Genomic DNA, 25310 nt, shown 5'->3' with positions numbered 1-25310 from the left:
CTGGCCATCGCCCTCGCCGACCTCATGGGCTGGACCAACATCGCCGCCGCCAACGACCACTACCGGGCACACCCCGACCACGCACTTCAACTACTCGATCTCACTATCTGAGAACGCATTCGCCCTGGGTACCGGCACCCGGCGGCACTGGAACCAGTAAGACGCCCGGACAGGAAGCGCGATCTCCGTCCGCTGGTCGCGGCGCTGCGCTCGCCGCTGGAGACGATGCGGCGAAGTCGGCCAGCCGAGCCGGTCTGGCAATGCTCGCTCCGGACGGCCCCTACGGACCGGGCATTGACGGATGAGGAGTGGGCCGACGTCGCCGAGGAACTGATGCACCAGACCGGCATCGCACCACGCGGCGATGCAGAGGCGTGCCGGTGGATCGCCGTGCGTCACGCGGACGATCACATCCATGTCGTGGCCACGCTTGCACGTGAGGATGGTCGTAGACCGAACGTCACCCGGGACTACCTCAAGGCGCGGATGGCGTGTCAGGTCGTCGAGCGGCGGTACGGCTTGTTCCGTACTGCGCCCGCGGACCGAACGGCGGCACCGCGTCCATCACGAGCTGAACGGGAACGAGCAGAGCGCGCCGGCTTGGAGGAACCGCCTCGCGTCAGTTTGCGCCGCCAGGTGGCGACAGTGGCTGCGGTCGCCGAGAGCGAAGACGCGTTCTTCGTGGGGCTGCGTGAGCGCGGTCTCCTGGTCCGGTTGAGATTCAGTGTTCAGACACCGGGTCAGATCACCGGATACGCGGTAGCGGTTCCGGGATACACGAACAGCGCGAAAGCCCCGATCTACTTCTCTGGAGGCAAGCTTGCCGCTGACCTCACATTGCCAAAGCTGCGGCAGCGGTGGGGTGCGTGGGCGGCTGTCCCGACCGCGCGGCGGGTGACCAGGACTCGGCAACCGGTTCTCGACCATGAAGCGCGAACCGCGGCTTACCGGGAGGCCGCACATGCGGCAGCTACGGCGGCCTGGCACATGCGGCATACCAGTGATCCGGGAGTGCGCGCGGACGTCGCATCTGCGGCCTCTGACGTCTTGCACGTGACAGCGGATATCACCGGGAACAGGGAGCTTGCGAAGGTCGCCGATGTCTACGACCGTGCCGCGCGGGAACCGTTCGGACGCCCTTCTCCGACTTCCTCGTCCGGCAACGGGCTGAGGGTAGCCGCGCGGATCATGGCCGTTACCAACATCGGCAGGGGCGACCAACGTGATCGGAGTAGGGATCTCACGGTAGAGCTGCTGTTCCTGATCGCCAACCTGGTGGAGATCATGGATGCAGTCGCTGCCCATCGGGAGTCGCAGCAGCGTGCCGCGCAGGCTGGGGCCGCGCGGCAAGCCGCCGGACGACTTCGCACCGTCGAGCGACAAGCGTCCTTGCCCGTCCGGCCAACGCCGCCCCGAGTTGCCGAAGTACAGGACGCCGGACGACTGGCGGCGGAGTCCTTCCCCATACCGCTGAGTGATGGCTTGCGGCGGGAGTCGGCGGGACTCTCGCGCCCTGCCCGGGACCACCAGCTCCATCGTCGCGGCCCCAAGCGCTGACGTGGGGTGGACGGGACACGCCGCGTGCATGCAGATGGTGGAGTAAAGATCATCACGCATGCACAATTACGGAGCGTAAAGAACGTCAAAGCGTGCCAGGTGAACCTACCTGTCACCCCGCGAGGAAGGACGAGCCATGACCGTGCTTACCCCTGCACGAGACGCAGGAAGACAACGCCGCAAGGAGCATGCGCATGACCCATGACCGTTACGACCTCGGCGCCACCTCCGAAGGTGACGGCGCGACCGAGCAGATCGTCCATGACCTTCGCGAGCGCGTCCGGGATCTCAACCGTGCCACCGCAGGACCACCGGGTCTGACGATGCCGGCGACCGCTTATGCGGTGCTGGGAGCTCTCGCGTCGGCTGCCTACGGGCTCGACCAGACCCTGCGGCAGCTCGACGAGTTCCTGCTGCGGGAGCACCGAGAGCATCGCCTCGGCCACGATCACGGAGGGGACCTGGACGAGGTCCTGGACGCCTACAGCCGCGCCATCCTCCACGCACGCCACCTCACCTCCGGGCTCGGCGAAGCCGCCGGACACGCGCAGAGCGCGATCAAGTCCGTCAACGGACGCCCTCGTCCGGACGATCACCGGCCGCCCCTGAGCAACGCCACACCCTCAGCGCGTCCTGAACTGGACGACCCGGGACCGAACGTCGAAGCGCCACCACGTAGACAGCCTCCACGCCCGAGATGGGCCAGGAGCCGGGGGAAGGGGGCCTGAAGGTGGAGTTGATGAGCCGAGAGGAACTCCTCGCGCTGCCCACCACCACGAACATCGAGACTGCCGCGCGTGCCATCGGGCTCGGACGCACCCGCGCTTACGAACTCGCCCGGACGGGAGAGTTCCCCTGCAAGGTGATCCGCGTGGGGGCCAGCTACCGCGTCGTCACCGCCGACCTGCGTCGGCTGCTCGGGGGAGAAGCGAGCTAGAAGGACATCCGCTGGCTGGAGGTCCGGTTCCCCGACGGGAGCCGGGCCTTCGGCGTTGAGGCTGCCTGCTCCTGCGCCGTGTCGATCTTCGCCAGAGACGCTCAGACCATGATCGCCAAGGTTCGCAGTTGAACCAGGATGCCGCTCAGGCGTGCCAGATCCCAGTGACAAATGGGTGACAAATGATCTTCAGAGGGTCAGTCAAGATCGCCCTACAAGGCTCTGACCTGGGGAAACGAGAGAGCGGGCGACGGGAATCGAACCCGCGTAGCCAGTTTGGAAGACTGGGGCTCTACCATTGAGCTACGCCCGCGAGCGGATTGAGGGCCATGGGGTCCTCGATCGCCATCCCGTAGCGTACAGGCTTCCGGGTGCGGACGTGTCAGGTGGGCCGTGTGCCGGATATGGAGCGGCGGGCGCGTCTGATCGGGACTAGACTTCTCGCGTCATCGTGTGCGGGCTGTAGCGCAGTTTGGTAGCGCACCGGCTTTGGGTGCCGGGGGTCGTGGGTTCAAATCCCGCCAGCCCGACAGGGGGAGTCCCGGGCCGCCGCTCGGTCGGCGCCGTGAGGCGCGGTCGGGCGGCGGCCGGCACTCACATTCCCGGGCCTTCGCGCCGGCCGGTGCCGGTGCGGCTCTCCGCGGTCCCGACGTTGGGCTTGGACTTCCTCATGCCCATGGCGCCGAGGAGGCCCAGGAGGCCGAGCAGACCCCACAGCCCCGCCTTGCTGCCGCCGCCGTCCTCGTTCTGCGCCTGCTTCACCTGCTGGACGGCCGGCTGCTTGGCCGGCTGCTCGGCGGACGCGGGTGCCGCGGTACCGAAGGTGACCAGTGCGGCCAGGCTCACCGCTCCGAGGAACTTGCGCATGCTCTACCCCATTTCCCTGAGTAATGAGTGGCGGATCCCGTTGGTGGCAGGCCGTCCCCTGAAGGGAGCCCGCGTAACGTCGCATACCGGATGATCGTCGTTTGTTGACGCTTTTCTGAATCCGGGTCTTCAGGGTTGTTTCTGGGGTGTGGTGGCGAGTGTGCCGGCGCGGACTTCGCCGAGGACGGTCGCGACCGTGCCGACGACTTCGGGGGTCGCTTCCCGGAGGGCCTGGGCGGAGGCGTGGTGGTGGCGGGTGTCGACGCCGGCCGCCTCCAGGTGGGGGAGGACGTCGGAGAGTTGGTGCTCCAGCCAGCCCATGGGGTCCGCCGTCAGGCCGGGGGCGAAGACGCGTCGGCCCGGCTCGTTGTCGAGCATGCCCGGGTGGTGGTGCATGCGGTCCTTGGACCCCGGGCCGCCGGCGACCGACTCCAGGAAGTCGGCCCGCCAGACGGCCCGGTCGACGATGACGGGCTGTGACGCGTTGGGGGAGCCGCGCCAGGCGGGTTCGTCGAGCAGGCGCAATTCGACGCGGACGCCGCGTTCGTGTCCTCCGCGGTCCGGGTCGGGGTCGATCAGGTAGAGGTCTTCGACCGTGATTCCGAGGGTGCGGAAACAGAACACGCGCAGCATCAGGCTCCCCTCGCCGTCCTGTTTCTTACGATACGTGGGGATTTGTACTAATCAAGGGTGGCGAGAAGGGTGCGGGCCCGGTGCGCGGCGGTGCTGATCGCCTCCGGCAGGCGGCCGGGGTCGCGGCCGCCCGCGTTCGCCACGGGGCCCTTGCCGCCGGCGCCGCCGCCGACCGCGCGGGCCGCGCCGGTGAGCAGGTCGCGCGCCTGTGCTCCGGTGTTCGTCGCCGCGACGAGCGCCGCTTTGCCGCCGGTGTCCGCGCCGAGGATCACGATGGCGGTGCCCTCGCGCAGGGCGAGGATCTTGGTGGCGATCGCGCGGAGGTCCGGGCCGGTCCGCTCCGTGAGCGTTTCCGCGACCAGCCACCCGCCGGAGACCGGCTCGGCCCCTGACGCCAGGCGCGTCGCGTGCGCGTCCAGGTCGGCCTCCCGGAGGGTGTTCAGGTGCCGCTGGGTCTCGGCGAGGGTTTCCAGCCGTTGCCGCAGGCGGTCGGGCGCCTGGTCGGGACGGACGTTCAGCAGCGCCGCGAGTTCGGCGAGGATGTCGCGCTGGTGGTCGTGATGGCGCAGTGCGTCGGCACCCGTCAGCGCCTCGATGCGGCGGAGACCGGTGCCGATCGACGAGTCCCCGACGACGTGGACGGGGCCCGCCTGCGAGCCGTGGCCGACGTGCGTCCCCCCGCACAGCTCGCGGGACGCGTCGCCGATGTCCACGATCCGGACGTCTTCCCCGTAGCTCTCGCCGAACAGCGCGACGGCCCCGGCCGCTTCCGCCTCGGCACGGGTCGCCTCCCAGACGCGGACGTCGGGGTCGTCGAGCAGGTAGTCGTTGACCAGGCTCTGGACGGCGACGGTGTCGACGGGGGAGAAGTGCGCGAAGTCGAAGCGGAGGCGTCCCGGCTCGACGCGCGAGCCGCGCTGGGCCGCGTGTTCGCCCAGAAACCGGCGCAGCATCGCGTGCAGGACGTGGGTGGCGCTGTGCGAGCGCGCGGTCGCCGCCCGGCGATCCGCGTCCACGAGCGCGTCGGCCTCGTCGCCGGGACGCACCGCGCCGTCCAGTATGCGGACGCTATGCACGTGCAAGCCTTCCAGCCCGAGTCGGGTGTCCAGGACCTGGAGCGTCGCTTCGGAGGTGCGCAGCGTGCCCGTGTCTCCGACCTGGCCGCCTGATTCCGCGTAGAACGGGCTCCGCGCGAGGATCACCTCGATCTCGTCGCCCTCGCTCGCGCCGCGGAGCGTCCCGTGCGGGCCGAGCAGCGCGAGGACGCGTGTCTCCGCGCTCGTGGAGGAGTAGCCGACGAATTCGGTGCGGCCGTGTTCGCCGGTGATGCGCCGGTAGACGTCCCGGCGTGCGACCGCGTCCCCCTTCCGGCCCCGGCCCGCCCGGTGCGCCTGGCGGCGCCGCTCGTCGAGGAGCTCGGCGAACTCGTCCTCGTCGACCGTGAGGCCCGCCGAGCGCGCGGCGTCGACGGTCAGGTCGATCGGGAAGCCGTAGGTGTCGTGCAGTTCGAACGCGGTGCGGCCGGAGACGGTGGTCGACGCGCGGCTGATCGCCGAGTCCAGGAGCTGGGAACCCTGGCGCAGCGTCCGCTCGAAGCCCTCCTCCTCGGCGGTGACGACCTGCCGGATCAGCTCCGACTGCCGCGCCAGCTCCGGCCACGTCCCGCCGAGGGTGGCGATGACGCTGGACGTCAGCGCCGGCAGCGCCTCCTCGATGCCGAGCCTGCGCGCGTGCCGGACGGTGCGGCGCATCAGCCGGCGGAGCACGTAGCCTCGGCCGTCGCGCGCGGGCAGCACGCCGTCGGCGATGAGGAACGCGATCGACCGCGAGTGCTCCGTGACGAGGCGGAAGGACGTGGAGTCGTCGCTTCCATCGCGGCCTGGATAGGCACGTCCCGCCCTCTCCTGCGCGAGCCGGAACGTCGGCGCCAGCAGGTCGGTTTCGCACACCGTGTCGACGCCTTGCAGGATCGCGGCGAGGCGGTCCAGGCCGAGCCCTGTGTCGATGTTCCGCGATGGGAGTTCGCCGACGATCGGGTATTCGTCCTTGCCGGAGCCCTCTCCGCGGAGGTTCTGCATGAAGACGAGATTCCACAGTTCCTGGTAGCGCTCGCCGTCCACGGCCGGCCCGCCTTCACGCCCGAAGGACGGCCCCCGGTCGTAGTGCAGTTCGGAGGACGGTCCGCAAGGGCCCGGCACACCCATCGACCAGTAGTTGTCCGCCATGCCGAGCCGCTGGATCCGCTCCATGGGGAAACCGAAAGGCCGCCAGAGGCGTACGGCCTCGTCGTCGTCCTGGTAGACGGTGACCCAGAGACGCTTTGGGTCGAGGTTGTAATGGCGGGTGAAGACCTCCCACGCCCAGGAGATCGCCTCCGCCTTGAAGTAGTCGCCGAATGAGAAGTTGCCGAGCATTTCGAAGAACGTCGCGTGCCGGGTCGTCCGGCCCACGTTCTCGATGTCGGACGTACGCACGCACTTCTGCACGGAAACCGCGCGAGGGTGCTCCGGGGTGGTCTCGCCGAGGTAGTACGGCTTGAACTGGTTCATGCCCGAGTTCGTCAGCAGGAGCGTGGGGTCGGACGGAAGCAGCGGGCTGGACGGCACGACACGGTGGTCGCGCTTCTGGAAGAAGTCCAGGAATGTCGAACGTATGTCAGTCGAACGCATGGGACGGCCTCACGAGGTCGATGGGATGACGGCGCGCACCGCCGAGCCGGGCCGGGCACGACTGCTCGTTCCCCAGCTCGGCGCGGCTAGCTCGCCGTCCCACCTCGTGAAAGTCCATCGCTCCCCAAGCTACCGCCCGGCGGCGAGCGGCGGCACGTGGATTTCCTGCGGCGCCCTCGCGCCTACTTCCGTGGCGCGGTTCTCACTCCCTCTTGAAAGGCTTCCGCTTCCGCTGCGCGGGCGTCGTAGTCATCGCGGGCGGCGTCGATCTCATGGAGGTGGGATTCGGCCCATGCGACGAGAGTGCTGGCTGCGTCCATCAGCGTCGCGCCCATGGGGGTGAGTGAATAGTCCACGCGGGGCGGCATCACCGGATAGACGGTGCGGGTGACGATGCCGTCGCGCTCCAGACCGCGCAGGGTGACGGTGAGCATCCGCTGGCTGATGCCGTCGATCTCGCGCTTGAGCTCGGTGAACCGCTTGGTGCGCTCGCCGAGCAGCGCGATCACCTGCAGGGACCACTTGTCGCCGACGCGGTCGAGGACCTCGCGCGCCCGGCAGTTTCCACTGTGCTGCATGGTTATCTCCAGGTGACCGAGGCAGAAAAAAGTGCCTTCTTGTGCCGACTCCGCGGGTGTCCGCACCATGGAGACGGTTCCTGATCGGAACCGCCTTACTTCTCATAACCCAAGGAGACACGATGACGACCGAGCTTGTCGAGATCCCCGGATACATCGCCGGCACCTGGACCATCGACCCCCTCCACAGCAACGTCGGCTTCACCGTCCGCCACCTGATGGTCAGCAAGGTCCGCGGGCGCTTCGGGACGTTCGAGGGGACGGTCGTGACCGGCGACGATCCCCTCGGCTCGTCGGTGACGGCGACCATCGACCTGGCCTCGGTCGACACCGGTATCGCCCAGCGCGACGAGCATCTCCGGAACCCCGACTACCTGGACGTCGAGAAGTATCCGACGATGACGTACCGCTCCACCGGCGTCCGTCCCGACGGGGACGACTTCATCCTGGACGGCGAGCTGACCCTGCGCGGCGTGACCAGGCAGGTTCCGCTCGACCTGGAGGTGGGCGGCTTCGGGCCCGATCCTTTCCGGGAGGACGACCCGTTCGCCGGCGCCCGCGCCGGCTTCACCGCGACCGGTGAGATCAGCCGGCTGGAGTTCGGCGTCGGCGACACCGCGAAGGTGCCGGGCGGCGGCGGGCTCGGCCTCAGCGACAAGGTTCAGATCATCCTGGACATCCAGGCGAGCCTCCGGGCCCCGCGCCTGGAGACGAGCCGCCAGACGACGTGACCCGGGCGCGGGCGGGCGGCACCGGCGCCGATCCGTTGCCGCCCGCCGCCGGGTCGCCGGTGCTCAGAGCCCCAGCAGCCGCGGCAGCGCGTCCAGGGACGTGATGCGCGAAACCCCCGGCTCGTGCGGCGCCGGCCCGCCGGAGCGGTCGAGCCACACGCCGCTGAGCCCCGCGGCGGCGGCGCCCTGCGCGTCGGTGACGAGCCGGTCCCCGACGTAGGCGGCCTCGTCCGGTGGGACGCCGAGCCCCGCGCACGCCGTCCGGAAGATCCCGGCGTCGGGCTTGGCCGATCCCGTCTCGCCGGACGTCACGACGTGGGGGAGCAGGCGGGCGAAGCCGAGCCGTTCGATCTTCGCGCGCTGCTGCTCCGCGTCCCCGTTCGTGATCACCCCGAGTCGCATGCCGCGCCGCGCCAGCACGTCCAGCGCGGGACCCGCGTCCGGGAACGGGCGCCACGCGGCCTCGTAGAGCGCCACGAAACCGGCGACCCACGCGTCGGCGCGGGCGTCGTCCCAGTCGCCGAGCCCCAGGTCCCGGGCCAGCGGGACGATCCGGGCGCGGCGCTGTGCGTCGAAGCTCAGCTCGCCCGCCAGGTACCGGTCGACCGCGTCCTCGGTCAGCTCCCTCCAGCGCCGGACGAGCCACGCCGGATCCGCGTCCGGGAACGACCGGGTGATCGCCTCGGCGGCCGCCCCCTCGTGGTCGAGGAGCGTGCCGTCGAGATCGAACAGCACGGCCGCGATCACGCGAGGAACCCGGCGAGGGCGGCGGTCAGCTCCGCGGGCGCGTCCTCCTGCACCAGGTGCCCGGCCCCCTCGATCAGCTGGACGCGTGCCCCGGGGACGAGGCGGGCGAGCTCGTGGGCCTTGGCGACGGGGATCCAGGTGTCCGAGACGCCCCAGCAGATCAGGACGGGAAGCGCCAGGTCGCCGTAGCGGCCCTGGATCTCGTCGGTGTAGCGCTGGTCCGCCTGCGCGATCTGCCGGTAGAACGCCGGCCGGCCGGCGTCCCCCAGCCACGGTTCGACCAGCGCCTCAAGGACCGCCGGATGCAGGCCCCGGTGGCTCGCCGACGACACGTACTCCCGGACGAGCGCCCCGTGCAGAGCGGGCGGAAGCTGCTCGAACACCTCGGCGTTGGCACCGACCAGCCGGAAGAACGGCGACCCCCACGGGGCGAGAGCGACCGGGTCGACGACGGCGAGGGAGCGGTAGCGGGCGCCATGCAGGAGATGCGCCCGGAGAGCCACGGCACCCCCGAAGTCGTGCGCCACCACATGCGGTTCATCGAGACCCCAGTGCGCCAGGAGCTCCGTGAACACAGACCCCTGCGCGGCAAGCGAGACATCCTGCCCGCCGCTCATCTCGGACGTTCCATAGCCGGGCATGTCCCAGACGTACACGCGATGGGTCGTCGCCAGAGCGCGCGCGACGCCACGCCACACGTAGGACGAGAACGGCGTGCCGTGCAGAAGGACGACCGGGGCCGCGCGCTCGTCCCCGTACACGTCCCAGCGGACCTCTCCAGCCTTGCTCCGGTACGCCTTGCCCAGTGTCCAGCCGTCCAAGTCTGCTCCTCACGTCGTCCTGGGAATGCCCATCGACGTTACTGGAGCCGCGGCAAGAGGACCCCGGCGCGAAGGACGAAGGGCCCCCGACCGGGTGGTCGAGGGCCCGCGGGGCTCGGCCTGCGGGGGCGGGAGGAACCCCCGCTATCGGATCAGCCGAGCCCGTTCCTGATCGCCGTGACCAGCTCTCCGTTCCCGGTGTCGCCGCTGAGCTCCCAGAAGAAGGCGCCCGCCAGTCCCTGGTTCCGGGCGTAGTCCATCTTCCCGCCGATGGTGGACGGCGTGTCGTAGCTCCACCACTGGCCGCCGCACTTGGCGTAGGCCGTTCCGGCGACGGTGCCGGTCGCGGGGCACCGGTCCTTGAGGACCTTGTAGTCCTCGATGCCGGCCTCGTACGTGCCGGGCGCGGCTCCGGTCGCGGTGCCGCCCGGCTCGGTCTGCGTGACGCCCGTCCAGCCGCGCCCGTAGAACCCGATGCCGAGCAGGAGCTTGCTCGCCGGAATGCCCTTCGACTTCAGCTTGGCGATGGTCTCGGCGCTGTTGAACCCCGCCTGCGGGATGCCCGGGTAGGAGGTGAGCGGCGAGTGCGGAGCGGTCGGCCCCTGGGCGGCCCAGGCGCCGAAGTAGTCGTAGGTCATGGGCATGTACCAGTCGACGTACTGGGCGGCGCCCGCGTAGTCGGCGGCGTCCATCTTGCCGCCGGCGCTGGCGTCGGCCGTGATCGCGGCCGTCACGAGGTCGCCGGAGCCGAACCGGGACCGCAGCGCCGACATCAGGTTCTTCAGCGCGTCCGGGCCGCTGCTGTCACAGGTGAGCCCGCACGCGTTCGGGTACTCCCAGTCGATGTCGATGCCGTCGAACACGTCGGCCCAGCGCGGGTCCTCGACCAGGTTGTGGCAGGACTCGGCGAACGCGGCCGGGTTCTGGGCGGCCTGGCCGAAGCCGCCGGACCACGTCCAGCCGCCGAACGACCAGATCACCTTCAGGCCAGGGTGCAGCTTCTTCAGCTTGCGGAGCTGGTTGAAGTTGCCGCGCAGCGGCTGGTCCCAGGTGTCGGCGACGCCGTCGACGCTCTGGTCGGCGGTGTAGGCCTTGTCGGTGGCGGCGTAGGCGTCGCCGATGGTGCACTTGCCGCCCTGGACGTTGCCGAACGCGTAGTTGATGTGGGTCAGCTTGCCGCCGGAGCCGCTCGTCTCGATGTTCTTCACGTGGTAGTTGCGCTGGTAGACGCCCCACTCCGCGAAGTACCCGATAATCTTCTCGCCCGCGTTCGCGGATGCGGCGCCCCGCTCGGCGGCGTGGACCGTTCCGGCCGATGACGCCGGTGACGCCGAAGACGCCGGAGGCGCCGGGAGCAGGGCGGCGAGCACCGCCGGGATTGTCGCGCCGGCGAGCGCCATGACCCGCCGTCCGCCCGGTCTGGACATGATTCTCCGTTCGTTCGGCCCCCGAGCAAACAGGAATCCCCGCCTTATTCTTAGGAAACTTTCCTAAGAATTGGCCAGATGGTAACCGGGTGGAACGGCACGTTCAAGGGGTCCGCGGGGCCTGCGAGAGCCGGGAACCGGTGGTCTAAGCGGCTAGCTGCGCACGTACGGGCGGGCGGTCCGGAAAGAATCTTCACGGCGCCCCGAACCAGCCGGGCATGTCCAGCCGCCACAGGTCGGCGGGCGTGACCCGGCGGAGGTCGTGCTCCATCGCCCGGACGCGGTCGGCGCCCAGGCGCCGCACCCAGTCGTCCCGGATCCGGTCGAAGATCCGCGCGGAGCGGTCCAGGGAGTCCGTCCCCCGGGCCGTCAGCCGGACGATCTTGCGGCGGGCGTCGGACGAGTCGGCGGCGCGCTCGACGTAGCCGGCCCGCTCCAGTGACTCGACCATCTTGCCCGCGGCCTGCTTGGACACCCCCAGCCGCCGTCCGAGCTCCACGGCCGTCGTGCCGTCCGGGCCGATCGCCTGGAAGACGAAGCCGTGCATCGGCCGCAGGCCGGGATGCCCCTGCTCCGCGAGCTCGGCGTGCAGCTCGTCGATGATCACACGGAACGCGAGGAAGAGCCGCAGCGGCAGCTCGAAGCCGGGGGGACCGCCGTCACTTGACATTAAAGACAACCTCATTGACTATATGGACAACTATATTGTCTAACTTAGGGGATCGGGACCCATGACGCTCATCCGCGACGCCGAAAGCCGCCGCACCGAAACGCCCAACGGCACCATGACCACGTTCGCCACGCCCGGCCAGGGCGGCACGCAAGGCCTCGCCGTCTGGCGCGTCGACATGGCCCCCGGCAAGACCGGCCCGCTGCACGCCTTCGACACCGAGCAGGTGTGGACGTTCCTCGACGGCTCCGCCACCGTCGACCTCGACGGACGCGAGCTGGAGGCGGGCCCCGGCGACACCGTCGTCCTGCCCGCCGGCATGCCGCGCCGGATGACCTCGCCGCCCGGCACCGGGTTCACCGCCGTCGTCGCCGCCCACGCGGGCTGCCTCGCCTACGACCCGGACGCCCTCGTCGACGCCACCAGGTGCGAGATCGCCCCGCAGGGCGACGAGCGCCTCGTCCCGCCATGGGCGCGATGAGCCGGACGCGGGAACGTCAGGTGCCGAGATAGGCGAGGACGGCCAGGACGCGGCGGTTGTCGTCCTCGGACTGCGGCAGCCCGAGCTTGCCGAAGATGTTGTTGGTGTGCTTGCTGACCGCCTTCTCGGTGACGAACAGCTTCCCGGCGATCGCCGCGTTCGACCGGCCCTCGGCCATCAGCCCGAGCACCTCGCGCTCGCGGGGGGTCAGCTGCTGCAGCGGCTCCTCGCGGGCGTGCCGGGTCAGCAGCTGCGACACCACGTCCGGGTCGAGGGCGGTGCCGCCGGCCGCGACCCGGCGCACCGCCTCCACGAAGACCTGGACGTCCGACACCCGGTCCTTCAGCAGGTAGCCGATCCCGCCCGTGCTGTCGGACAGCAGCTCCCGCGCGTACAGCTGCTCGACGTGCTGCGACAGCACCAGCACCGGCAGCCCGGGGATCTCCCGCCTGGCCTCCAGCGCCGCCTTCAGGCCCTCGTCGGTGAACGTCGGCGGCAGCCGCACGTCCACCACCGCGACCTCGGGACGGTGCGCGGTCAGCGCCCGCAGCAGGGACGGGCCGTTGTCGACGGCCTCGACGACCTCGAACTCGAACGCGCTGAGGAGGCGGATCAGCCCGTCCCTGAGGAGGGCGAGGTCTTCGGCGATGACAACGCGCAAGGCAGCTCCATGGTCACGACGGTCGGCCCGCCGGGCGGGCTCGTCACGGCCATCGTCCCATCGAAGGCCGCGAGCCTGCGCTCGATCCCGCGCATCCCGGAGCCCTGCGCGGGGTCGGCGCCGCCCGTCCCGTCGTCCCCGATGATCATAAGCAGCCGGCCGTCCGAGTGCTCGATCTGGAGCCAGGCCCGCCGGGCGCCCGAGTGCTTGACCACGTTGGCGAACATCTCCGCGACCGCGAAGTAGGCGGCGGACTCGACCGGCGCGTCCGGGCGTCCCGGCAGGTCGATCCGGATGTCCACCGGCAGCGGCAGGCTGAGCGCCAGCGCCTGGACGGCCCCGTCCAGGCCGCGCTCGGCCAGCACGGGCGGATGGATGCCCCGGACCAGGTCGCGCAGCTCGGTCAGCGCCGTACCGCTGGCGGCGCGCGCCTCGGCGAGCAGCTGCTGCGCGGTCTCCGGGTCGTGCTTCATCATCTGCTCGGCGAGGCCGATGTTCATGCTGAGCGCGACCAGCCGGGCCTGCGCGCCGTCGTGCAGGTCCCGCTCGATGCGGCGCAGCTCGGCCGCGGAGGCGTCCACCGTCTCCGATCGCGTCTCGGTGAGCCGCTGGACGCGCTCGGTCAGGGCCCCCTTCGTCGGCGAGAGCAGCGACCGGCCGAACAGCGCGTGCGCCCTCAGGAACGCCGGCCCCAGCGGGATGGCCGCCGCCACCATTCCGGCGCCGAGGACGACCGTCCCGGCGTAACCGAGGGCTCCGTAGTCGTCCAGCATCCAGAACGGGCCCCAGCCGTAGTCCGTCAACTGCGCGACCCACGGCGCGACGAGCACGCCTTCCACCCCGTAGACGACCAGACCGCCCGCCAGGACCCCGAGGACGAGCGCGATCGGGATGTTCAGGAAGGTCCACAGCAGGTCACGCCACGACGCCGGGTCGGCCAGCACCCACCTCAGCCGCCCGAACGGGCCGGGCGCGCCCGCCGGCTCCGGCCGGTACGGGAGGGCGATCTTCACGCCCGACCATTCGGCGGCCCACGCCCGCTGCTGGGTGGCGGCCGCCCGGACCGCCTGGAACACGACCGGCGTCAGCACGACCCCGACGCCCAGCGGGATGAAGGCGATCGACAGGACCGCCAGGATGAACAGCGGCAGGTGCACCGTGAACGCCAGCACGATCTGGACGACCGCACGGACGAACGTGATGAAGACCCGCCGCGCATACTCTCCGAGTAGCCCGACGGCACGCTGGCGGTCCACTTGGTCCTCCATGGGTGCTCTATCCGGTAGGTCCCGACCCCACCATTGTGGTCGGTCCCGGGTCCAGGTCTCAGTGGTGCTAGGCCCCCTCTCGGCCGTCGTCACCGGGGAGTTAGACCTACCCTGCCTTCGTGCCCCGCCTATACGGCCGTCCCTGAGCGGCGACAAATCGATCCGGTGACAAGACAACGAGGCCCGTTCCCTGGACAATGCACGCTGACATCCAGGGGAGAAAGCGAATCCAAGCTGTGACAGCGACCACCAGCCAGACGTCCACCGGCCAGGAGGGCACCCCGCCCGCGACCCGGCCCATCACCCAGCGCATCGCCGAGGAGCTCGGCGTCGGCGAGGGGCAGGTGCGGGTCGCGGTGGACCTGCTCGACGGCGGGGCGACCGTCCCGTTCATCGCCCGCTACCGCAAGGAGGCGACCGGAACCCTCGACGACGCGCAGCTCCGCGCGCTGGAGGAGCGGCTGCGCTACCTGCGCGAGCTGGACGAGCGCCGCGCCGCGATTCTGGAGTCGATCGAGTCGCAGGGCAAGCTCACGGACGAGCTCAAGGCCCGGATCCTCGCCGCCGACTCCAAGGCGCGGCTGGAGGACGTCTACCTGCCGTACAAGCCGAAGCGGCGCACCAAGGCGCAGATCGCCCGCGAGGCCGGGCTCGAACCGCTCGCCGACCTGCTGCTGGACGACCCGTCCCACGACCCGCAGACCGCCGCCGGCGACTACGTGGACGCGGACAAGGGCGTCGCCGACGCGGCCGCCGCGCTGGAGGGCGCGCGCGCCGTGCTCGTCGAGCGTTTCGCCGAGGACGCCGACCTCATCGGCGCCCTGCGCGAACGCATGTGGAACCGGGGCCGGATGGTCTCGCGGGTCCGCGACGGCAAGCAGGAGGCGGGCGCGAAGTTCTCCGACTACTTCGACTTCGCCGAGCCGTTCGCGAAGCTGCCCTCGCACCGGGTCCTCGCGCTGTTCCGCGGCGAGAAGGAAGAGGTCCTCGAACTCGACCTGGAGCCCGAGGAGGCTCCGGAGGAACCGGGAGCGCGCAGCTCGTACGAGGTGGAGATCGCCCGCCGGTTCCAGATCACCGACAAGGGGGGGCCGGCCGACAAGTGGCTCTCGGACGCCGTCCGCTGGGCGTGGCGCACCCGCGTCCTCGTCCACCTCGGCATCGACCTGCGCACCCGGCTCCGGCAGGAGGCCGAGGACGAGGCGGTCCGCGTGTTCGCCGCGAACCTGCGCGACCTGCTGCTCGCCGCCCCCGCCGGGACCCGCGCGACGATGGGCCTGGACCCGGGCCTGCGCACCGGCGTCAAGGTCGCCGTCGTCGACGCCACCGGCAAGGTCGTCGCCACCGACACCATCTACCCCCACGAACCCCGCCGGAAGTGGGACGAGTCGGTCGAGATGCTCGCCCGCCTCGCCCGCGAGCACAAGGTCGACCTGGTCTCCATCGGCAACGGCACCGCGTCCCGCGAGACCGACAAGCTCGCCGCCGACCTGATCGCCCGCCACCCCGACCTCACGCTCACCAAGATCATGGTGTCGGAGGCCGGGGCGTCGGTGTACTCGGCGTCGGAGTACGCCGGGCGGGAGCTGCCCGGCATGGACGTCTCCCTGCGCGGCGCCGTGTCGATCGCCCGCCGCCTCCAGGACCCGCTCGCCGAGCTGGTCAAGATCGACCCGAAGTCGATCGGCGTCGGCCAGTACCAGCACGACATCTCCGAGGTGAAGCTGTCGCGCTCGCTCGACGCCGTCGTCGAGGACTGCGTGAACGGCGTCGGCGTGGACGTCAACACCGCGTCCGCGCCGCTGCTGACCCGCGTGTCGGGCATCGGCGAGGGGCTCGCGGAGAACATCGTCGCCCACCGCGACGCCAACGGCCCGTTCCGGACCCGCGGCGGGCTGAAGAGCGTCCCGCGGCTCGGCCCGAAGGCGTTCGAGCAGTGCGCGGGCTTCCTGCGCATCCCCGGCGGCGACGACCCGCTCGACGCCTCCAGCGTGCACCCGGAGGCGTACCCGGTCGTGCGGCGGATCCTGGACGCGGCCGGCAACGACATCAAGGGACTCATCGGGAACACCGCCGTCCTGCGCTCGCTGAAGCCCGCGGACTTCATCGACAACGCGTTCGGGCTGCCGACCGTGACCGACATCCTCGCCGAACTGGAGAAGCCCGGCCGCGACCCGCGCCCGGCGTTCAAGACCGCCACGTTCAAGGAGGGCATCGACAAGCTCGCCGATCTCGAACCCGGCATGCTCCTTGAGGGCGTCGTCACCAACGTCGCCGCGTTCGGTGCCTTCGTGGACGTCGGCGTCCACCAGGACGGGCTCGTCCACATCTCCGCGATGTCCGACAAGTTCGTGTCGGATCCGCGCGATGTCACCAAGCCCGGCGACATCGTCCGCGTGAAGGTCCTGGACGTCGACCTCCAGCGCAAGCGCATCTCACTGACGCTCCGGCTGGACGACGAGCCGGGCCGCGACAGGCAGGGCCGCGACCAGCAGGGCGGCGGCGCCCAGCGCGGCGAGCAGCGTGAGCAGCGTGAGCAGCGCGACCGGGGCGACCGCCAGAACCGCGGTGGCCAGAACCCGCGTGGCGGGCAGGCCGGTGGTGGCAAGCCGGGTGGTGGCAAGCCCGGTGGTGGCAAGCCCGGTGGCGGCCAGGGCGGTGGCGGCAGGAACCGCGGCGGCCAGGGCGGCGGCCGCGGCGGGGGCGGCGCCATGGCCGACGCGCTCCGGCGCGCCGGCCTCGACAAGGGCCTCCCCGGCAAGGACCGCTGACCCGCGGAACGGTGATCCCCGAACCTCCCGCGGGAGGTTCGGGGCGCCGGCCCGTTGCGGGTCAGTCGCTGAAACCGCGCCAGCGTCCGTCCGAGCCCGTCTCCGTGGGGCTCTGCGGACGGACGGGGCGGCGCGGCGGCCGAGGCTCCGCCCCCTGCTGGTCGTAGGGGCCCCGGCCGAGCGGGTCGTGCGCGTACGGGGACCGCTGCGGCGGCACCCTCGGCTGCCGCGGCTCGTCCCCGGCGGGCTCGGCGTGGCGGTACAGCGGCCCGCCGGGCGGCGGACCGCCCAGCGCGGAGCCGCCGAAGGGGTCCTGTCGCGCGGAAGGGGCGTCCTCCCCGGAGGAGGGCGCCCCCTGGACGGGCCTGTGCCGGGGGAACTGGAGGACCGCGATCGCGCCCAGCGTCAGGGCGCCCAGCCGCATCGCCGAATACATCGCGTCCTGCGGCCACGCCTCCCCGTACAGGAACGTGCCCATCGCCAGCAGGTACGTCTTGGCGGTGACCGTCATCACGGTCGCCACGATCGAGACCCGGCAGCGCTGGAACGCCATGACCATGATCCCGAACCCGATCGCCGCCGAGATCACCGTCAGGTACGGCCACGGCGTCATGGCGATCCGCAGGCTGGTCGCGTCGGCGTGGTCGCTCCAGCCCTTGATCGCCAGCTCGGCGGTGCCGACCGGGAAGCCCGAGCTGAGCCCGTAGGCGATCCCGGTGATGGGGCGGGCGTGCCTGCCGTCCGGCCGGTAGTCGCCGAGGACCAGGATGAGGACCGGCACCACCACCGCCGGGGCGACCACCACCGCGATCTTCCACAGCGGCGCGTCCGCCGAGCTGATCGGCCCGTCCCCGCCGAGCGAGGCGGTGAGCAGCAGGATCGCCGCGCCGATCAGCACCAGGCTCAGCCACTCGCGCGGCGTGAGGCGCTCGCCGAAGAACACCAGCGCGATCAGCAGCAGCGGGACGATGCCGGACATGAAGATCGGCACGGCGGTGGACAGGGGCAGCCTGCTCAGTGCGAGGATCTGCATGCTGAGCCCGCCGAGCACGATCGCGAGCGCGATCAGGAAGATCCAGTTGCTCACGATCGTCCAGATCATGTGCAGGATGCGGTTGCCCCGGACAGGGGCCATCCGGTCCGCCGCCACCTTGAAGACGGCGAACCCGAGGTAGTACAGACCAGTCGCACTGAAGGCCGCGGCTATCCCGTTCATCCCGGACGAGTATGGGGGTTCGGATGACTTATGTCACTGCCCGTGCGGGAACGTTGACGCGGATTCGCCGGTCTTGTGGGCGACCGATGCGCGCAGCGGCCGCCGCTACCCCATAGACTTGGCCGCGCGAAGGCGCGGAGCCGTATTCGGCGTGCCCGCGCCGCTGAGAGACTGACCGGCTGAGTGACGACGCAGACGGACCGGGTGACGGGCCCGTAGGCGTGTGCAGGCCGATGGCTCGCAGGCCATCAAGTTCGCAGGCAGGAAGAAGTACGCGTCGAACGCCACGGCCGAGACAGCGCCCGATCAAGGAGACCTACCCCAGTGAAGACCGATGTCGAGGAGCTGACCCCCACGCGGGTCAAGCTCACCGTCGAGGTTCCGTTCGACGAGCTCAAGCCGAACCTCGACAAGGCGTACAAGGAGATCTCGCAGCAGGTGCGGATCAAGGGCTTCCGGCCCGGCAAGGTCCCCGCCCCGCTGATCGACAAGTACGTCGGCCGGGGCGCGGTCCTGCAGGAGGCGGTCAACGACGCGCTTCCGGAGCTGTACGGCCGCGCCGTCGAGGAGACCGAGATCTTCGTGCTCGGGCAGCCCGAGGTCGAGGTGACCGAGCTGGAGGACGGGACCCAGTTCGCGTTCACCGCCGAGGTCGACATCCGGCCGAAGTTCGAGGTGCCGGACTACGACGGCCTCGAGGTCGTGGTGGACGACGCCGAGGTCACCGACGAGCAGGTCGGCGAGACGATCGACAACCTGCGCGAGCGGTTCGCGTCCCTCACCAACGCCGAGCGCGCCGCCGAGGAGGGCGACTTCGCCACCATCGACATGGTCGCGCGAATCGACGGCGAGGAGATCGAGGACGCCTCCACCAGCGGCTACTCCTACGAGGTCGGCAGCAACTCGGCCATCGAGGGCCTGGACGAGGCGCTCGTCGGCCTGGCCGCCGGCGAGGACAAGACGTTCACCGGGACCCTGGCCGGCGGCGAGCACGCCGGCGAGGAGGCCGAGATCACCGTCACCGTGCAGAGCGTGAAGGTCAAGAACCTGCCCGACCTGGACGACGAGTTCGCCCAGCTCGCCAGCGAGTTCGACACCATCGACGAGCTCCGCGACGACGTCCGGTCGCGGCTCGACCGGCAGGTGCGGACCCAGCAGCTGTCCGAGGCGCGCGACAAGGCGCTCGAGGCGCTGCTGGAGAAGATCGACATCCCGCTTCCCGACAAGGTCGTGGAGGAGGAGGTCGGCCGCCGCAACCAGCAGCTGGAGCAGCAGCTCCAGATGGCGGGCATGACCAAGGAGGACTACCTCTCCGGCGAGGAGAAGACGGAAGAGGAGTTCGACACCGAGGTCGCCGACGCGGCCCGGCTCGCGGTCAAGGGCGGGTTCGTCCTCGACCAGCTCGCCGTCCAGGAGGAGCTCAACGTCGAGAACGAGGAGCTCAGCGAGTACGTCGTCACGCAGGCGATGCAGATGGGCGTGCAGCCGCAGCAGCTCGCCGAGTACCTCACCCAGAACAACCAGCTTCCGGCGATCGTCTCCGAGGTGCTGCGCAGCAAGGCGCTGAACCTCGTCGTCGAGCACGTCACCGTCAAGGACGAGTCGGGCAACGAGATCGACGTCGACGCCGTCCAGCGGGAGCTGAGCGGCGAGACCGTCCAGGCCGAGGACGCGGACGCCGACACCGATGACTCCGGCGACACCGACTCCGGCGACACCGACTCCGGCGGCACCGACTCCGGCGACACCGATGACGCGGGCGAGACCTCCGCGCAGACGGCTGAGGACGCCGCTGAGGAGGCCCCCGCCGCGGAGGCGAAGGACGCCCAGGACAAGGACTCCAAGGACTCCTAAGACCTTTCTGGACGTTCTCCGACGCATCGGGCAGCGCCCCGCATCCGGCCACCGGGTGCGGGGCGCTGCCATGAGCCGGGCGGACGGGGGAGGTCCCCCGCGGCGTGTGTGCTCCGCGCTGACCGGGGGATGGACGGAGCGGCCTCTGCGGGCGTCGTTTTCGCGGAAGATCGCCGGTAGTGCCGGGGCGTGTCCGGTGCCGCGCGGGTACGCCCCTGGCGAAAAGGCGGCCCCCCGGGCTTAAGCGGGCCCGTGAGCGCGTTAATGTCCAAGCATCCGAACCGATTGAAAAGGACCGGAGGAACACCGGTGAGCATGCCTCCGACTTTCGACGAGTCGTCGCGGATCCAGGCGCGGGTCGCCGAGGCGCCCCTGTCGCCGCTGGGCGACCAGCTGTTCCAGCGTCTGCTCCGCGAACGCATCGTCTTCCTCGGCCAGCAGGTCGATGACGATATCGCCAACCGCATCTGCGCCGAACTTCTCCTGCTGTCGGCCGAGGACGGCCGCCGCGACATCACGATCTACATCAACTCGCCCGGTGGCTCCGTCACCGCCGGCATGGCGATCTACGACATCATGAAGTACGTCCCGAACGACGTCGTCACGGTGGGCATGGGCCTGGCCGCGTCGATGGGCCAGTTCCTGCTGTGCGCCGGGACCACGGGCAAGCGCTACGCCCTGCCCCACGCGCGCATCATGATGCACCAGCCGTCCGGCGGCATCGGCGGCACGGCCTCCGACATCAAGATCCAGGCCGAGCAGATGCTGTACGTCAAGAAGACGCTCGCCGAGAAGATCGCCGAACACACCGGCCAGTCGCTGGAGCAGATCGAGCGCGACTCCGACCGTGACCGCTGGTTCACCGCCGACGAGGCCAAGGACTACGGGCTGGTGGACCACGTGGTGCTCAGTGCCACCCAGGTGCCCTCCGAGGGCACCGTCTCCTGACGACCTGATCCTGATTCGGAGGCACATAGTGAGCGACTTCATCCGACCCGGTTTCAGCGATCTGGTCCGGCCCGGCGTCCAGACGGGCGAGTTTCCGGCGCCGGCCCAGAGCCGTTACATCATTCCGTCGTTCGTCGAGCGCACCACGTACGGGGTCAAGGAGATGAACCCGTACAACAAGCTGTTCGAGGAGCGCATCATCTTCCTCGGCGTGCAGATCGACGACGCGTCGGCCAACGACGTGATGGCCCAGCTGATCACGCTGGAGTCGATCGACCCCGACCGCGACATCAGCATCTACATCAACTCGCCCGGCGGATCGTTCACCGCCATGACGGCGATCTACGACACGATGCAGTTCGTCAAGCCCGACATCCAGACGGTGTGCATCGGCCAGGCCGCCTCGGCCGCGGCCGTGCTGCTCGCCGCCGGGACGCAGGGCAAGCGGGCGGCGCTGCCCAACTCGCGGATCCTGATCCACCAGCCCGCGACCGAGGGCACCTACGGCCAGTCCAGCGACATCGAGATCCAGGCGCGCGAGATCATGCGGATCCGCGAGCTGCTGGAGACCATCCTGGCCGAGCACAGCGGCAAGACCATCGACGAGGTCCGCAAGGACATCGAGCGCGACAAGATCCTCACGGCGGACGAGGCGAAGGACTACGGTCTCATCGACGATGTCTTCGCCAGCAGGAAGCGCAAAGCCGAGGTAGTGTCGTCCTGAGACGACACGAGGACGAGGGGATCCCCGAGCCCGGCCGCCACACTTCCGGGCGAGGGGCTTTCCAAGTCCGTTGGAGGCGGTAACGTCGAATCCAACGTCGAGAGCCTTCGGGACGCAACCGAGCTGCGCCGCATCCTCCAAGGCGGGCGGCCCCACGAAAAGGAGACAGTTGGGTGGCACGCATCGGCGACGGTGGTGATCTGCTGAAATGCTCGTTCTGCGGTAAGAGCCAGAAGCAGGTCAAGAAGCTCATCGCGGGCCCGGGCGTGTACATCTGCGACGAGTGCATCGATCTCTGCAACGAGATCATCGAGGAGGAGCTCTCCGAGACCTCCGACCTCAAGTGGGACAACCTGCCCAAGCCGCGGGAGATCTACGAGTTCCTGGACTCCTACGTCATCGGGCAGGAGACGGCGAAGAAGGCACTGTCCGTCGCCGTCTACAACCACTACAAGCGGATCCAGTCGGGCGACACCGGCAGGGACGACCCGGTCGAGATCGGCAAGTCCAACATCCTGCTGCTGGGCCCCACCGGATCGGGCAAGACGCTCCTCGCGCAGACGCTCGCGAAACTCCTCAACGTCCCGTTCGCCATCGCGGACGCCACGGCGCTGACGGAGGCCGGATACGTGGGGGAGGACGTCGAGAACATCCTCCTCAAGCTGATTCAGGCGGCCGACTACGACGTCAAGAAGGCCGAGACCGGGATCATCTACATCGACGAGGTCGACAAGGTCGCCCGCAAGAGCGAGAACCCGTCGATCACCCGTGACGTCTCGGGCGAGGGCGTCCAGCAGGCCCTGCTGAAGATCCTGGAGGGCACCACCGCGAGCGTCCCGCCGCAGGGCGGCCGCAAGCACCCGCACCAGGAGTTCATCCAGATCGACACCACGAACGTGCTGTTCATCTGCGGCGGCGCGTTCGCCGGCCTGGAGAAGATCGTCGAGTCCCGGGTCGGCAAGCAGGGCATGGGCTTCGGCGCCCAGATCCGCTCCAAGTCCGACTTCGAGGAGTCGTCGGCCGTGTTCGGCGAGGTGATGCCGGAAGACCTGCTGAAGTTCGGGCTGATCCCCGAGTTCATCGGCCGGCTCCCCGTGATCACCTCCGTGCACAACCTGGACCGGGACGCCCTGATCAACATCCTCACCGAGCCGAAGAACGCGCTGGTGCGCCAGTACCACCGCCTCTTCGAACTCGACGGCGTCGACCTGGAGTTCACCGACGACGCTCTCGAGGCGATCGCCGACCAGGCCATCCTGCGCGGCACGGGCGCCCGCGGCCTCCGCGCCATCATGGAGGAGGTCCTGCTCTCGGTGATGTACGAGGTCCCGAGCCGCCAGGACGTCGCCCGCGTCGTCATCACCCGCGAGGCCGTCCTGGAACACGTCAACCCGACCCTCGTCCCCCGAGACCGCTCCAAGCGCGAACCGCGAGAGAAGTCGGCGTAGCCAGGCTCTCGTCGTCGACAGCGACGCCCCCGGCCCGTGGCCGGGGGCCTCGTCGTGTGGTCCGAAGTTTCAGCTGCGCGTGGACTCGCCGAGGCCGGCTTCGCGGGCGACGACTATGGCCTGCGCGCGGTCCGCGACGTGCAGCTTCATGAAGATGTTCGAGACGTGGTTGCGGACGGTCTTCTGGCTGAGGAAGAGCGTCCCGGCGATGTCGGCGTTGCTGCGCCCCTGCGCGATGAGTTCCAGGACGTCGCGTTCCCGCTCGGTGAGTTCGGGGAACGCGGCCTTCTTCGGGTCGGGCATGTCGGTGAAGTAGATCAGCACGCGGCGGGCGATCTCCGGCCCGTAGATGGCCTCGCCCGCCGCGACCGCCCGGACGGCGCGGGCGATCTCCTCGGCGCCGGACTCCTTCAGCAGGTAGCCGCGGGCGCCGGCGCGCATCGCCGCGAAGACCGAGTCGTCGTCACGGAACATCGTCAGGACCAGGACGCCGATCCGCGGGCTGGTCCGGGTGATCGTCCGGGTGGCCTCGATGCCGTTGCCGCCGGGCATGTGCAGGTCCATTACGACGACGTCCGGCTGCAGCTCGGCCGCGAGCTTCACCGCGTCCGGGCCGTTCTCGGCCTCGCCGACGACCTCCACGCCCAGCGCGTGCAGGAGCCCCTTGAGGCCCTGCCTGAACACCGGGTGGTCGTCGGTGATGAGAACACGGATGTTCTCGGTCATCTATGCCCGCCTTTTTCCTGGTGAAGGACGATGGTACCCGGCGGCGGTCTCCGCGGCGGCGAGCGGCAGGCGGGCGGACACCACGGTCCCGCCGCCGTTCCGCGAGGTGATCGCGCAGCTGCCGCCGATCTCCGCGGCCCATTCCTTCATGGCGGCCATGCCGCGACGCGATCCCGGCTGGGGGCCGTTGCGGGCGGCGTCGGGCAGGCCCGGTCCGGTGTCGGCCACCACGACGCGGAGGTCGTCGTCCCGGGACAGCCTGACCGTGGCGGTGCTCCCCGGCGCGTGCAGCCGGACGTTCGTCAGCGCCTCCTGGACGATCCGGTACGCGGCCACCTCCACCGCCGCGGGAAGCTCCAGATGCCCGCCGTCGAACCGCACGTCCGCCCGCTCGCAGCAGCCCTCGGCGAAGGATTCGATGGCGGCGACGAGCCCGAGGTCGTCCAGGGCCGGAGGGCGGAGCCCGTGCGCCAGCTCGCGGATCTCCCCGACGGCCGTCGCGAGGCGGTCGCGGACGTCGGCGAGCAGCGGGTCCATCCGCTCGGGTTCGGCGGCCAGCGTGATGCGCGCCGCGTCCAGCGACATCGCGAGGCTGGCCAGGGTCGGCCCGAGCCCGTCGTGCAGGTCGTGCCGGAGCCGCCGCCGCTCCTCCTCCCGGCTGGCGAGGATCCGCTCCCGGGAGCGCTGGAGGTCGGCGGTGAGGCTGCGGAGGTGAGGGATGGTCGCGGCACGCGCCGCCACGGCCCCCGCGGTGAACGCGCCGGCCAGCACGGCGGCGCGTGCCAGTACCGCTCGCATCCCGTCCCTCTCCCTTCGCCCCGCCGTCGCGGGAGTTTTCCACCACCCTTTCCAGCGGGGCGACCCGGTGTCAGGTGACCTGTGTCCCGACCCTCACGGGAACCGCCCGGTACGGCGGATCAGCTCTCGACGTCCTCCCGGAGGTCGCGCATCACGCGCTGCAAACCGGAGACCTTGTACTGCGGCGGCTCGGTCCGCCCGGCCGACTTTCCGCCGGCGGGGATCACCAGCGCGAACGTCGTCCTGGTCGCCCACCCGCAGATCGAGTTGTACGAGTAGGTGCTTCCCGCCGACGCGGTCAGGCGCCCGCACAGCCCCGTCCCGTCGCCGCCCGGGTCGTCGATCTCATAGATCCGGGTGGTGACGCGGACGTCGTCCGTGCTGAGTTCGTTGCGCAGGTTGGAACTCAGCCGGCTGACGAGGTTGTCCCGGTCGTAGGAGCCGGTGAACCCGATGAGCAGGTAGGCCAGCTCGCCGTCCCGGTACACGCCGTCCTCCCAGTCGGCGTTCGACGGCGACGTGGAACTGCGGATCACTCTGCGCATGGTGTCGGCGAGGTCGTCCGCCCCCTTGTCGTACCGGCTGTCGAGGGTCAGGCCGCCCGCCGACCGCGGGGTGGAGAGCTCGTGGCTCGTGCTCATGTAGTAGAAGCCGAAACCGCCGCCGGCGAGCAGGAGCACCAGCGCGAACCCGCCGGCCAGCAGCCCGATCAGGCAACCCGGGCCGCGCTTGCGCCGGTGTCCGCCCGGCGGGGGCGCGGGCATGCCCGGTCCGGGCG

At 70.3% G+C, this 25310-nt stretch carries 24 protein-coding genes and 2 tRNA genes; 11 read left to right on the top strand and 15 right to left on the bottom strand.

The genetic code is table 11. The features are described from left to right. Positions 1-294: 294 nt before the first annotated feature. The 3 genes from E1281_RS17810 to E1281_RS17800 all read left to right on the top strand — a co-directional run bounded on the left by E1281_RS17810 (position 295) and on the right by E1281_RS17800 (position 2494). Positions 295-1557, top strand: coding sequence for a relaxase (locus E1281_RS17810; RefSeq protein ID WP_131879578.1), 1263 nt, complete (start codon positions 295-297; stop codon positions 1555-1557). A gap of 194 nt (positions 1558-1751) precedes the next feature. Further along, positions 1752-2285, top strand: coding sequence for a hypothetical protein (locus E1281_RS17805; protein WP_131879576.1), 534 nt, complete (start codon positions 1752-1754; stop codon positions 2283-2285). Positions 2286-2296: 11 nt separating this feature from the next. Continuing rightward, on the top strand, positions 2297-2494 hold the full coding sequence (locus tag E1281_RS17800; RefSeq protein ID WP_131879574.1) for a helix-turn-helix domain-containing protein: 198 nt from the start codon (positions 2297-2299) through the stop codon (positions 2492-2494). Between the two features lie 242 nt (positions 2495-2736). Here E1281_RS17800 and E1281_RS17795 read toward each other — a convergent pair. After that, positions 2737-2807: transfer RNA gene (locus E1281_RS17795), tRNA-Gly, on the bottom strand. Positions 2808-2950: 143 nt separating this feature from the next. Here E1281_RS17795 and E1281_RS17790 point away from each other — a divergent pair. Next, positions 2951-3024: transfer RNA gene (locus E1281_RS17790), tRNA-Pro, on the top strand. Between the two features lie 64 nt (positions 3025-3088). On the opposite strand, the gene E1281_RS17785 is transcribed toward E1281_RS17790, so the two are convergent. From E1281_RS17785 to E1281_RS17770, 4 genes are all read right to left on the bottom strand, one after another. After that, positions 3089-3361, bottom strand: coding sequence for a WGxxGxxG family protein (locus E1281_RS17785; RefSeq protein WP_131879573.1), 273 nt, complete (start codon positions 3359-3361; stop codon positions 3089-3091). A 129-nt stretch (positions 3362-3490) separates the two neighbouring features. Then, complete coding sequence (locus tag E1281_RS17780) at positions 3491-3994, bottom strand: hypothetical protein (RefSeq protein WP_131879571.1); 504 nt, start codon at positions 3992-3994, stop codon at positions 3491-3493. A gap of 47 nt (positions 3995-4041) precedes the next feature. Further along, a complete protein-coding gene (gene alaS / locus E1281_RS17775) occupies positions 4042-6663 on the bottom strand; it encodes an alanine--tRNA ligase (RefSeq protein ID WP_131879570.1) in 2622 nt (873 codons plus the stop codon). A gap of 182 nt (positions 6664-6845) precedes the next feature. Next, positions 6846-7310: a helix-turn-helix domain-containing protein gene (locus tag E1281_RS17770; RefSeq protein WP_131879568.1), complete on the bottom strand. Its 465-nt coding sequence runs from the start codon at positions 7308-7310 to the stop codon at positions 6846-6848. 53 nt (positions 7311-7363) lie between these two features. Between E1281_RS17770 and E1281_RS17765 the strand changes: the two genes are divergently transcribed. Beyond that, positions 7364-7972 (top strand): YceI family protein, encoded by a 609-nt coding sequence (locus E1281_RS17765; protein WP_131879566.1) that lies wholly within the window; start codon positions 7364-7366, stop codon positions 7970-7972. 63 nt (positions 7973-8035) lie between these two features. On the opposite strand, the gene E1281_RS17760 is transcribed toward E1281_RS17765, so the two are convergent. The 4 genes from E1281_RS17760 to E1281_RS17745 form a co-directional block, all read right to left on the bottom strand. After that, positions 8036-8719: an HAD family hydrolase gene (locus tag E1281_RS17760; RefSeq protein ID WP_131879564.1), complete on the bottom strand. Its 684-nt coding sequence runs from the start codon at positions 8717-8719 to the stop codon at positions 8036-8038. Then, positions 8716-9540 (bottom strand): alpha/beta fold hydrolase, encoded by an 825-nt coding sequence (locus tag E1281_RS17755; RefSeq protein WP_131879562.1) that lies wholly within the window; start codon positions 9538-9540, stop codon positions 8716-8718. Before E1281_RS17755 ends, E1281_RS17760 begins: the two co-directional genes overlap by 4 nt. Before the next feature lie 152 nt (positions 9541-9692). Next, positions 9693-10967: a glycoside hydrolase family 18 protein gene (locus tag E1281_RS17750; protein ID WP_131879560.1), complete on the bottom strand. Its 1275-nt coding sequence runs from the start codon at positions 10965-10967 to the stop codon at positions 9693-9695. A 193-nt stretch (positions 10968-11160) separates the two neighbouring features. Further along, positions 11161-11637, bottom strand: coding sequence for a MarR family winged helix-turn-helix transcriptional regulator (locus tag E1281_RS17745; RefSeq protein ID WP_131879559.1), 477 nt, complete (start codon positions 11635-11637; stop codon positions 11161-11163). A 61-nt stretch (positions 11638-11698) separates the two neighbouring features. On the opposite strand from E1281_RS17745, the gene E1281_RS17740 reads away from it, so the two are divergent. Then, positions 11699-12118 (top strand): cupin domain-containing protein, encoded by a 420-nt coding sequence (locus E1281_RS17740; RefSeq protein ID WP_131879557.1) that lies wholly within the window; start codon positions 11699-11701, stop codon positions 12116-12118. A gap of 16 nt (positions 12119-12134) precedes the next feature. Here E1281_RS17740 and E1281_RS17735 read toward each other — a convergent pair whose 3' ends face one another. Both E1281_RS17735 and E1281_RS17730 read right to left on the bottom strand, forming a co-directional pair. Then, a complete protein-coding gene (locus E1281_RS17735; RefSeq protein WP_131879555.1) occupies positions 12135-12779 on the bottom strand; it encodes a response regulator transcription factor in 645 nt (214 codons plus the stop codon). Beyond that, the gene (locus E1281_RS17730) at positions 12731-14035 is read right to left on the bottom strand and encodes a sensor domain-containing protein (RefSeq protein ID WP_243717060.1); all 1305 of its coding nucleotides are present in this window, start codon (positions 14033-14035) and stop codon (positions 12731-12733) included. The genes E1281_RS17735 and E1281_RS17730 overlap by 49 nt, the downstream gene beginning before the upstream one ends. A 311-nt stretch (positions 14036-14346) precedes the next feature. Between E1281_RS17730 and E1281_RS17725 the strand changes: the two genes are divergently transcribed. Beyond that, complete coding sequence (locus E1281_RS17725) at positions 14347-16818, top strand: Tex family protein (RefSeq protein WP_243717062.1); 2472 nt, start codon at positions 14347-14349, stop codon at positions 16816-16818. A 61-nt stretch (positions 16819-16879) separates the two neighbouring features. On the opposite strand, the gene E1281_RS17720 is transcribed toward E1281_RS17725, so the two are convergent. After that, entirely contained in the window at positions 16880-18034 is a 1155-nt protein-coding gene (locus E1281_RS17720) for a DMT family transporter (RefSeq protein ID WP_131879549.1), read from the bottom strand. A 324-nt stretch (positions 18035-18358) separates the two neighbouring features. On the opposite strand from E1281_RS17720, the gene tig reads away from it, so the two are divergent. The 4 genes from tig (at position 18359) to clpX (ending at position 23008) form a co-directional block, all read left to right on the top strand. Next, complete coding sequence (tig, locus tag E1281_RS17715; RefSeq protein WP_131879547.1) at positions 18359-19888, top strand: trigger factor; 1530 nt, start codon at positions 18359-18361, stop codon at positions 19886-19888. Between the two features lie 315 nt (positions 19889-20203). Continuing rightward, positions 20204-20836, top strand: a complete 633-nt coding sequence (locus tag E1281_RS17710; RefSeq protein ID WP_131879545.1) for an ATP-dependent Clp protease proteolytic subunit — start codon at positions 20204-20206, stop codon at positions 20834-20836. A 61-nt stretch (positions 20837-20897) separates the two neighbouring features. Beyond that, positions 20898-21560 (top strand): ATP-dependent Clp protease proteolytic subunit, encoded by a 663-nt coding sequence (locus tag E1281_RS17705; RefSeq protein WP_131879580.1) that lies wholly within the window; start codon positions 20898-20900, stop codon positions 21558-21560. A 173-nt stretch (positions 21561-21733) separates the two neighbouring features. Next, the gene (gene clpX / locus E1281_RS17700) at positions 21734-23008 is read left to right on the top strand and encodes an ATP-dependent Clp protease ATP-binding subunit ClpX (protein ID WP_131879543.1); all 1275 of its coding nucleotides are present in this window, start codon (positions 21734-21736) and stop codon (positions 23006-23008) included. A gap of 69 nt (positions 23009-23077) precedes the next feature. Here clpX and E1281_RS17695 read toward each other — a convergent pair whose 3' ends face one another. The 3 genes from E1281_RS17695 to E1281_RS17685 form a co-directional block, all read right to left on the bottom strand. Then, the gene (locus E1281_RS17695; RefSeq protein ID WP_131879541.1) at positions 23078-23734 is read right to left on the bottom strand and encodes a response regulator transcription factor; all 657 of its coding nucleotides are present in this window, start codon (positions 23732-23734) and stop codon (positions 23078-23080) included. Next, complete coding sequence (locus tag E1281_RS17690) at positions 23735-24532, bottom strand: sensor histidine kinase (RefSeq protein ID WP_131879539.1); 798 nt, start codon at positions 24530-24532, stop codon at positions 23735-23737. A 119-nt stretch (positions 24533-24651) separates the two neighbouring features. Then, a partial coding sequence (locus E1281_RS17685) for a hypothetical protein (protein ID WP_207943329.1) occupies positions 24652-25310 on the bottom strand: 659 nt, incomplete at its 5' end.

The organism is Actinomadura sp. KC345, assembly GCF_004348515.1.
Classification (GTDB): Bacteria; Actinomycetota; Actinomycetes; order Streptosporangiales; family Streptosporangiaceae; genus Spirillospora.
Note: the sequence above shows the minus strand (reverse complement) of the source record. Positions and strands in the feature narration are given on the sequence as shown.

Bases quoted from the DNA above. Each gene is read 5' to 3' on its own strand.
- E1281_RS17780 (WP_131879571.1), bottom strand. From the start codon at position 3,994: ATGCTGCGCGTGTTCTGTTTCCGCACCCTCGGAATCACGGTCGAAGAC.
- E1281_RS17695 (WP_131879541.1), bottom strand. From the start codon at position 23,734: ATGACCGAGAACATCCGTGTTCTCATCACCGACGACCACCCGGTGTTC.
- alaS (WP_131879570.1), bottom strand. From the start codon at position 6,663: ATGCGTTCGACTGACATACGTTCGACATTCCTGGACTTCTTCCAGAAG.
- E1281_RS17805 (WP_131879576.1), top strand. From the start codon at position 1,752: ATGACCCATGACCGTTACGACCTCGGCGCCACCTCCGAAGGTGACGGC.
- E1281_RS17750 (WP_131879560.1), bottom strand. From the start codon at position 10,967: ATGTCCAGACCGGGCGGACGGCGGGTCATGGCGCTCGCCGGCGCGACA.
- E1281_RS17740 (WP_131879557.1), top strand. From the start codon at position 11,699: ATGACGCTCATCCGCGACGCCGAAAGCCGCCGCACCGAAACGCCCAAC.
- E1281_RS17690 (WP_131879539.1), bottom strand. From the start codon at position 24,532: ATGCGAGCGGTACTGGCACGCGCCGCCGTGCTGGCCGGCGCGTTCACC.
- E1281_RS17765 (WP_131879566.1), top strand. From the start codon at position 7,364: ATGACGACCGAGCTTGTCGAGATCCCCGGATACATCGCCGGCACCTGG.
- E1281_RS17785 (WP_131879573.1), bottom strand. From the start codon at position 3,361: ATGCGCAAGTTCCTCGGAGCGGTGAGCCTGGCCGCACTGGTCACCTTC.
- E1281_RS17720 (WP_131879549.1), bottom strand. From the start codon at position 18,034: ATGAACGGGATAGCCGCGGCCTTCAGTGCGACTGGTCTGTACTACCTC.
- E1281_RS17710 (WP_131879545.1), top strand. From the start codon at position 20,204: ATGCCTCCGACTTTCGACGAGTCGTCGCGGATCCAGGCGCGGGTCGCC.
- E1281_RS17800 (WP_131879574.1), top strand. From the start codon at position 2,297: ATGAGCCGAGAGGAACTCCTCGCGCTGCCCACCACCACGAACATCGAG.
- E1281_RS17770 (WP_131879568.1), bottom strand. From the start codon at position 7,310: ATGGTGCGGACACCCGCGGAGTCGGCACAAGAAGGCACTTTTTTCTGC.
- E1281_RS17745 (WP_131879559.1), bottom strand. From the start codon at position 11,637: ATGTCAAGTGACGGCGGTCCCCCCGGCTTCGAGCTGCCGCTGCGGCTC.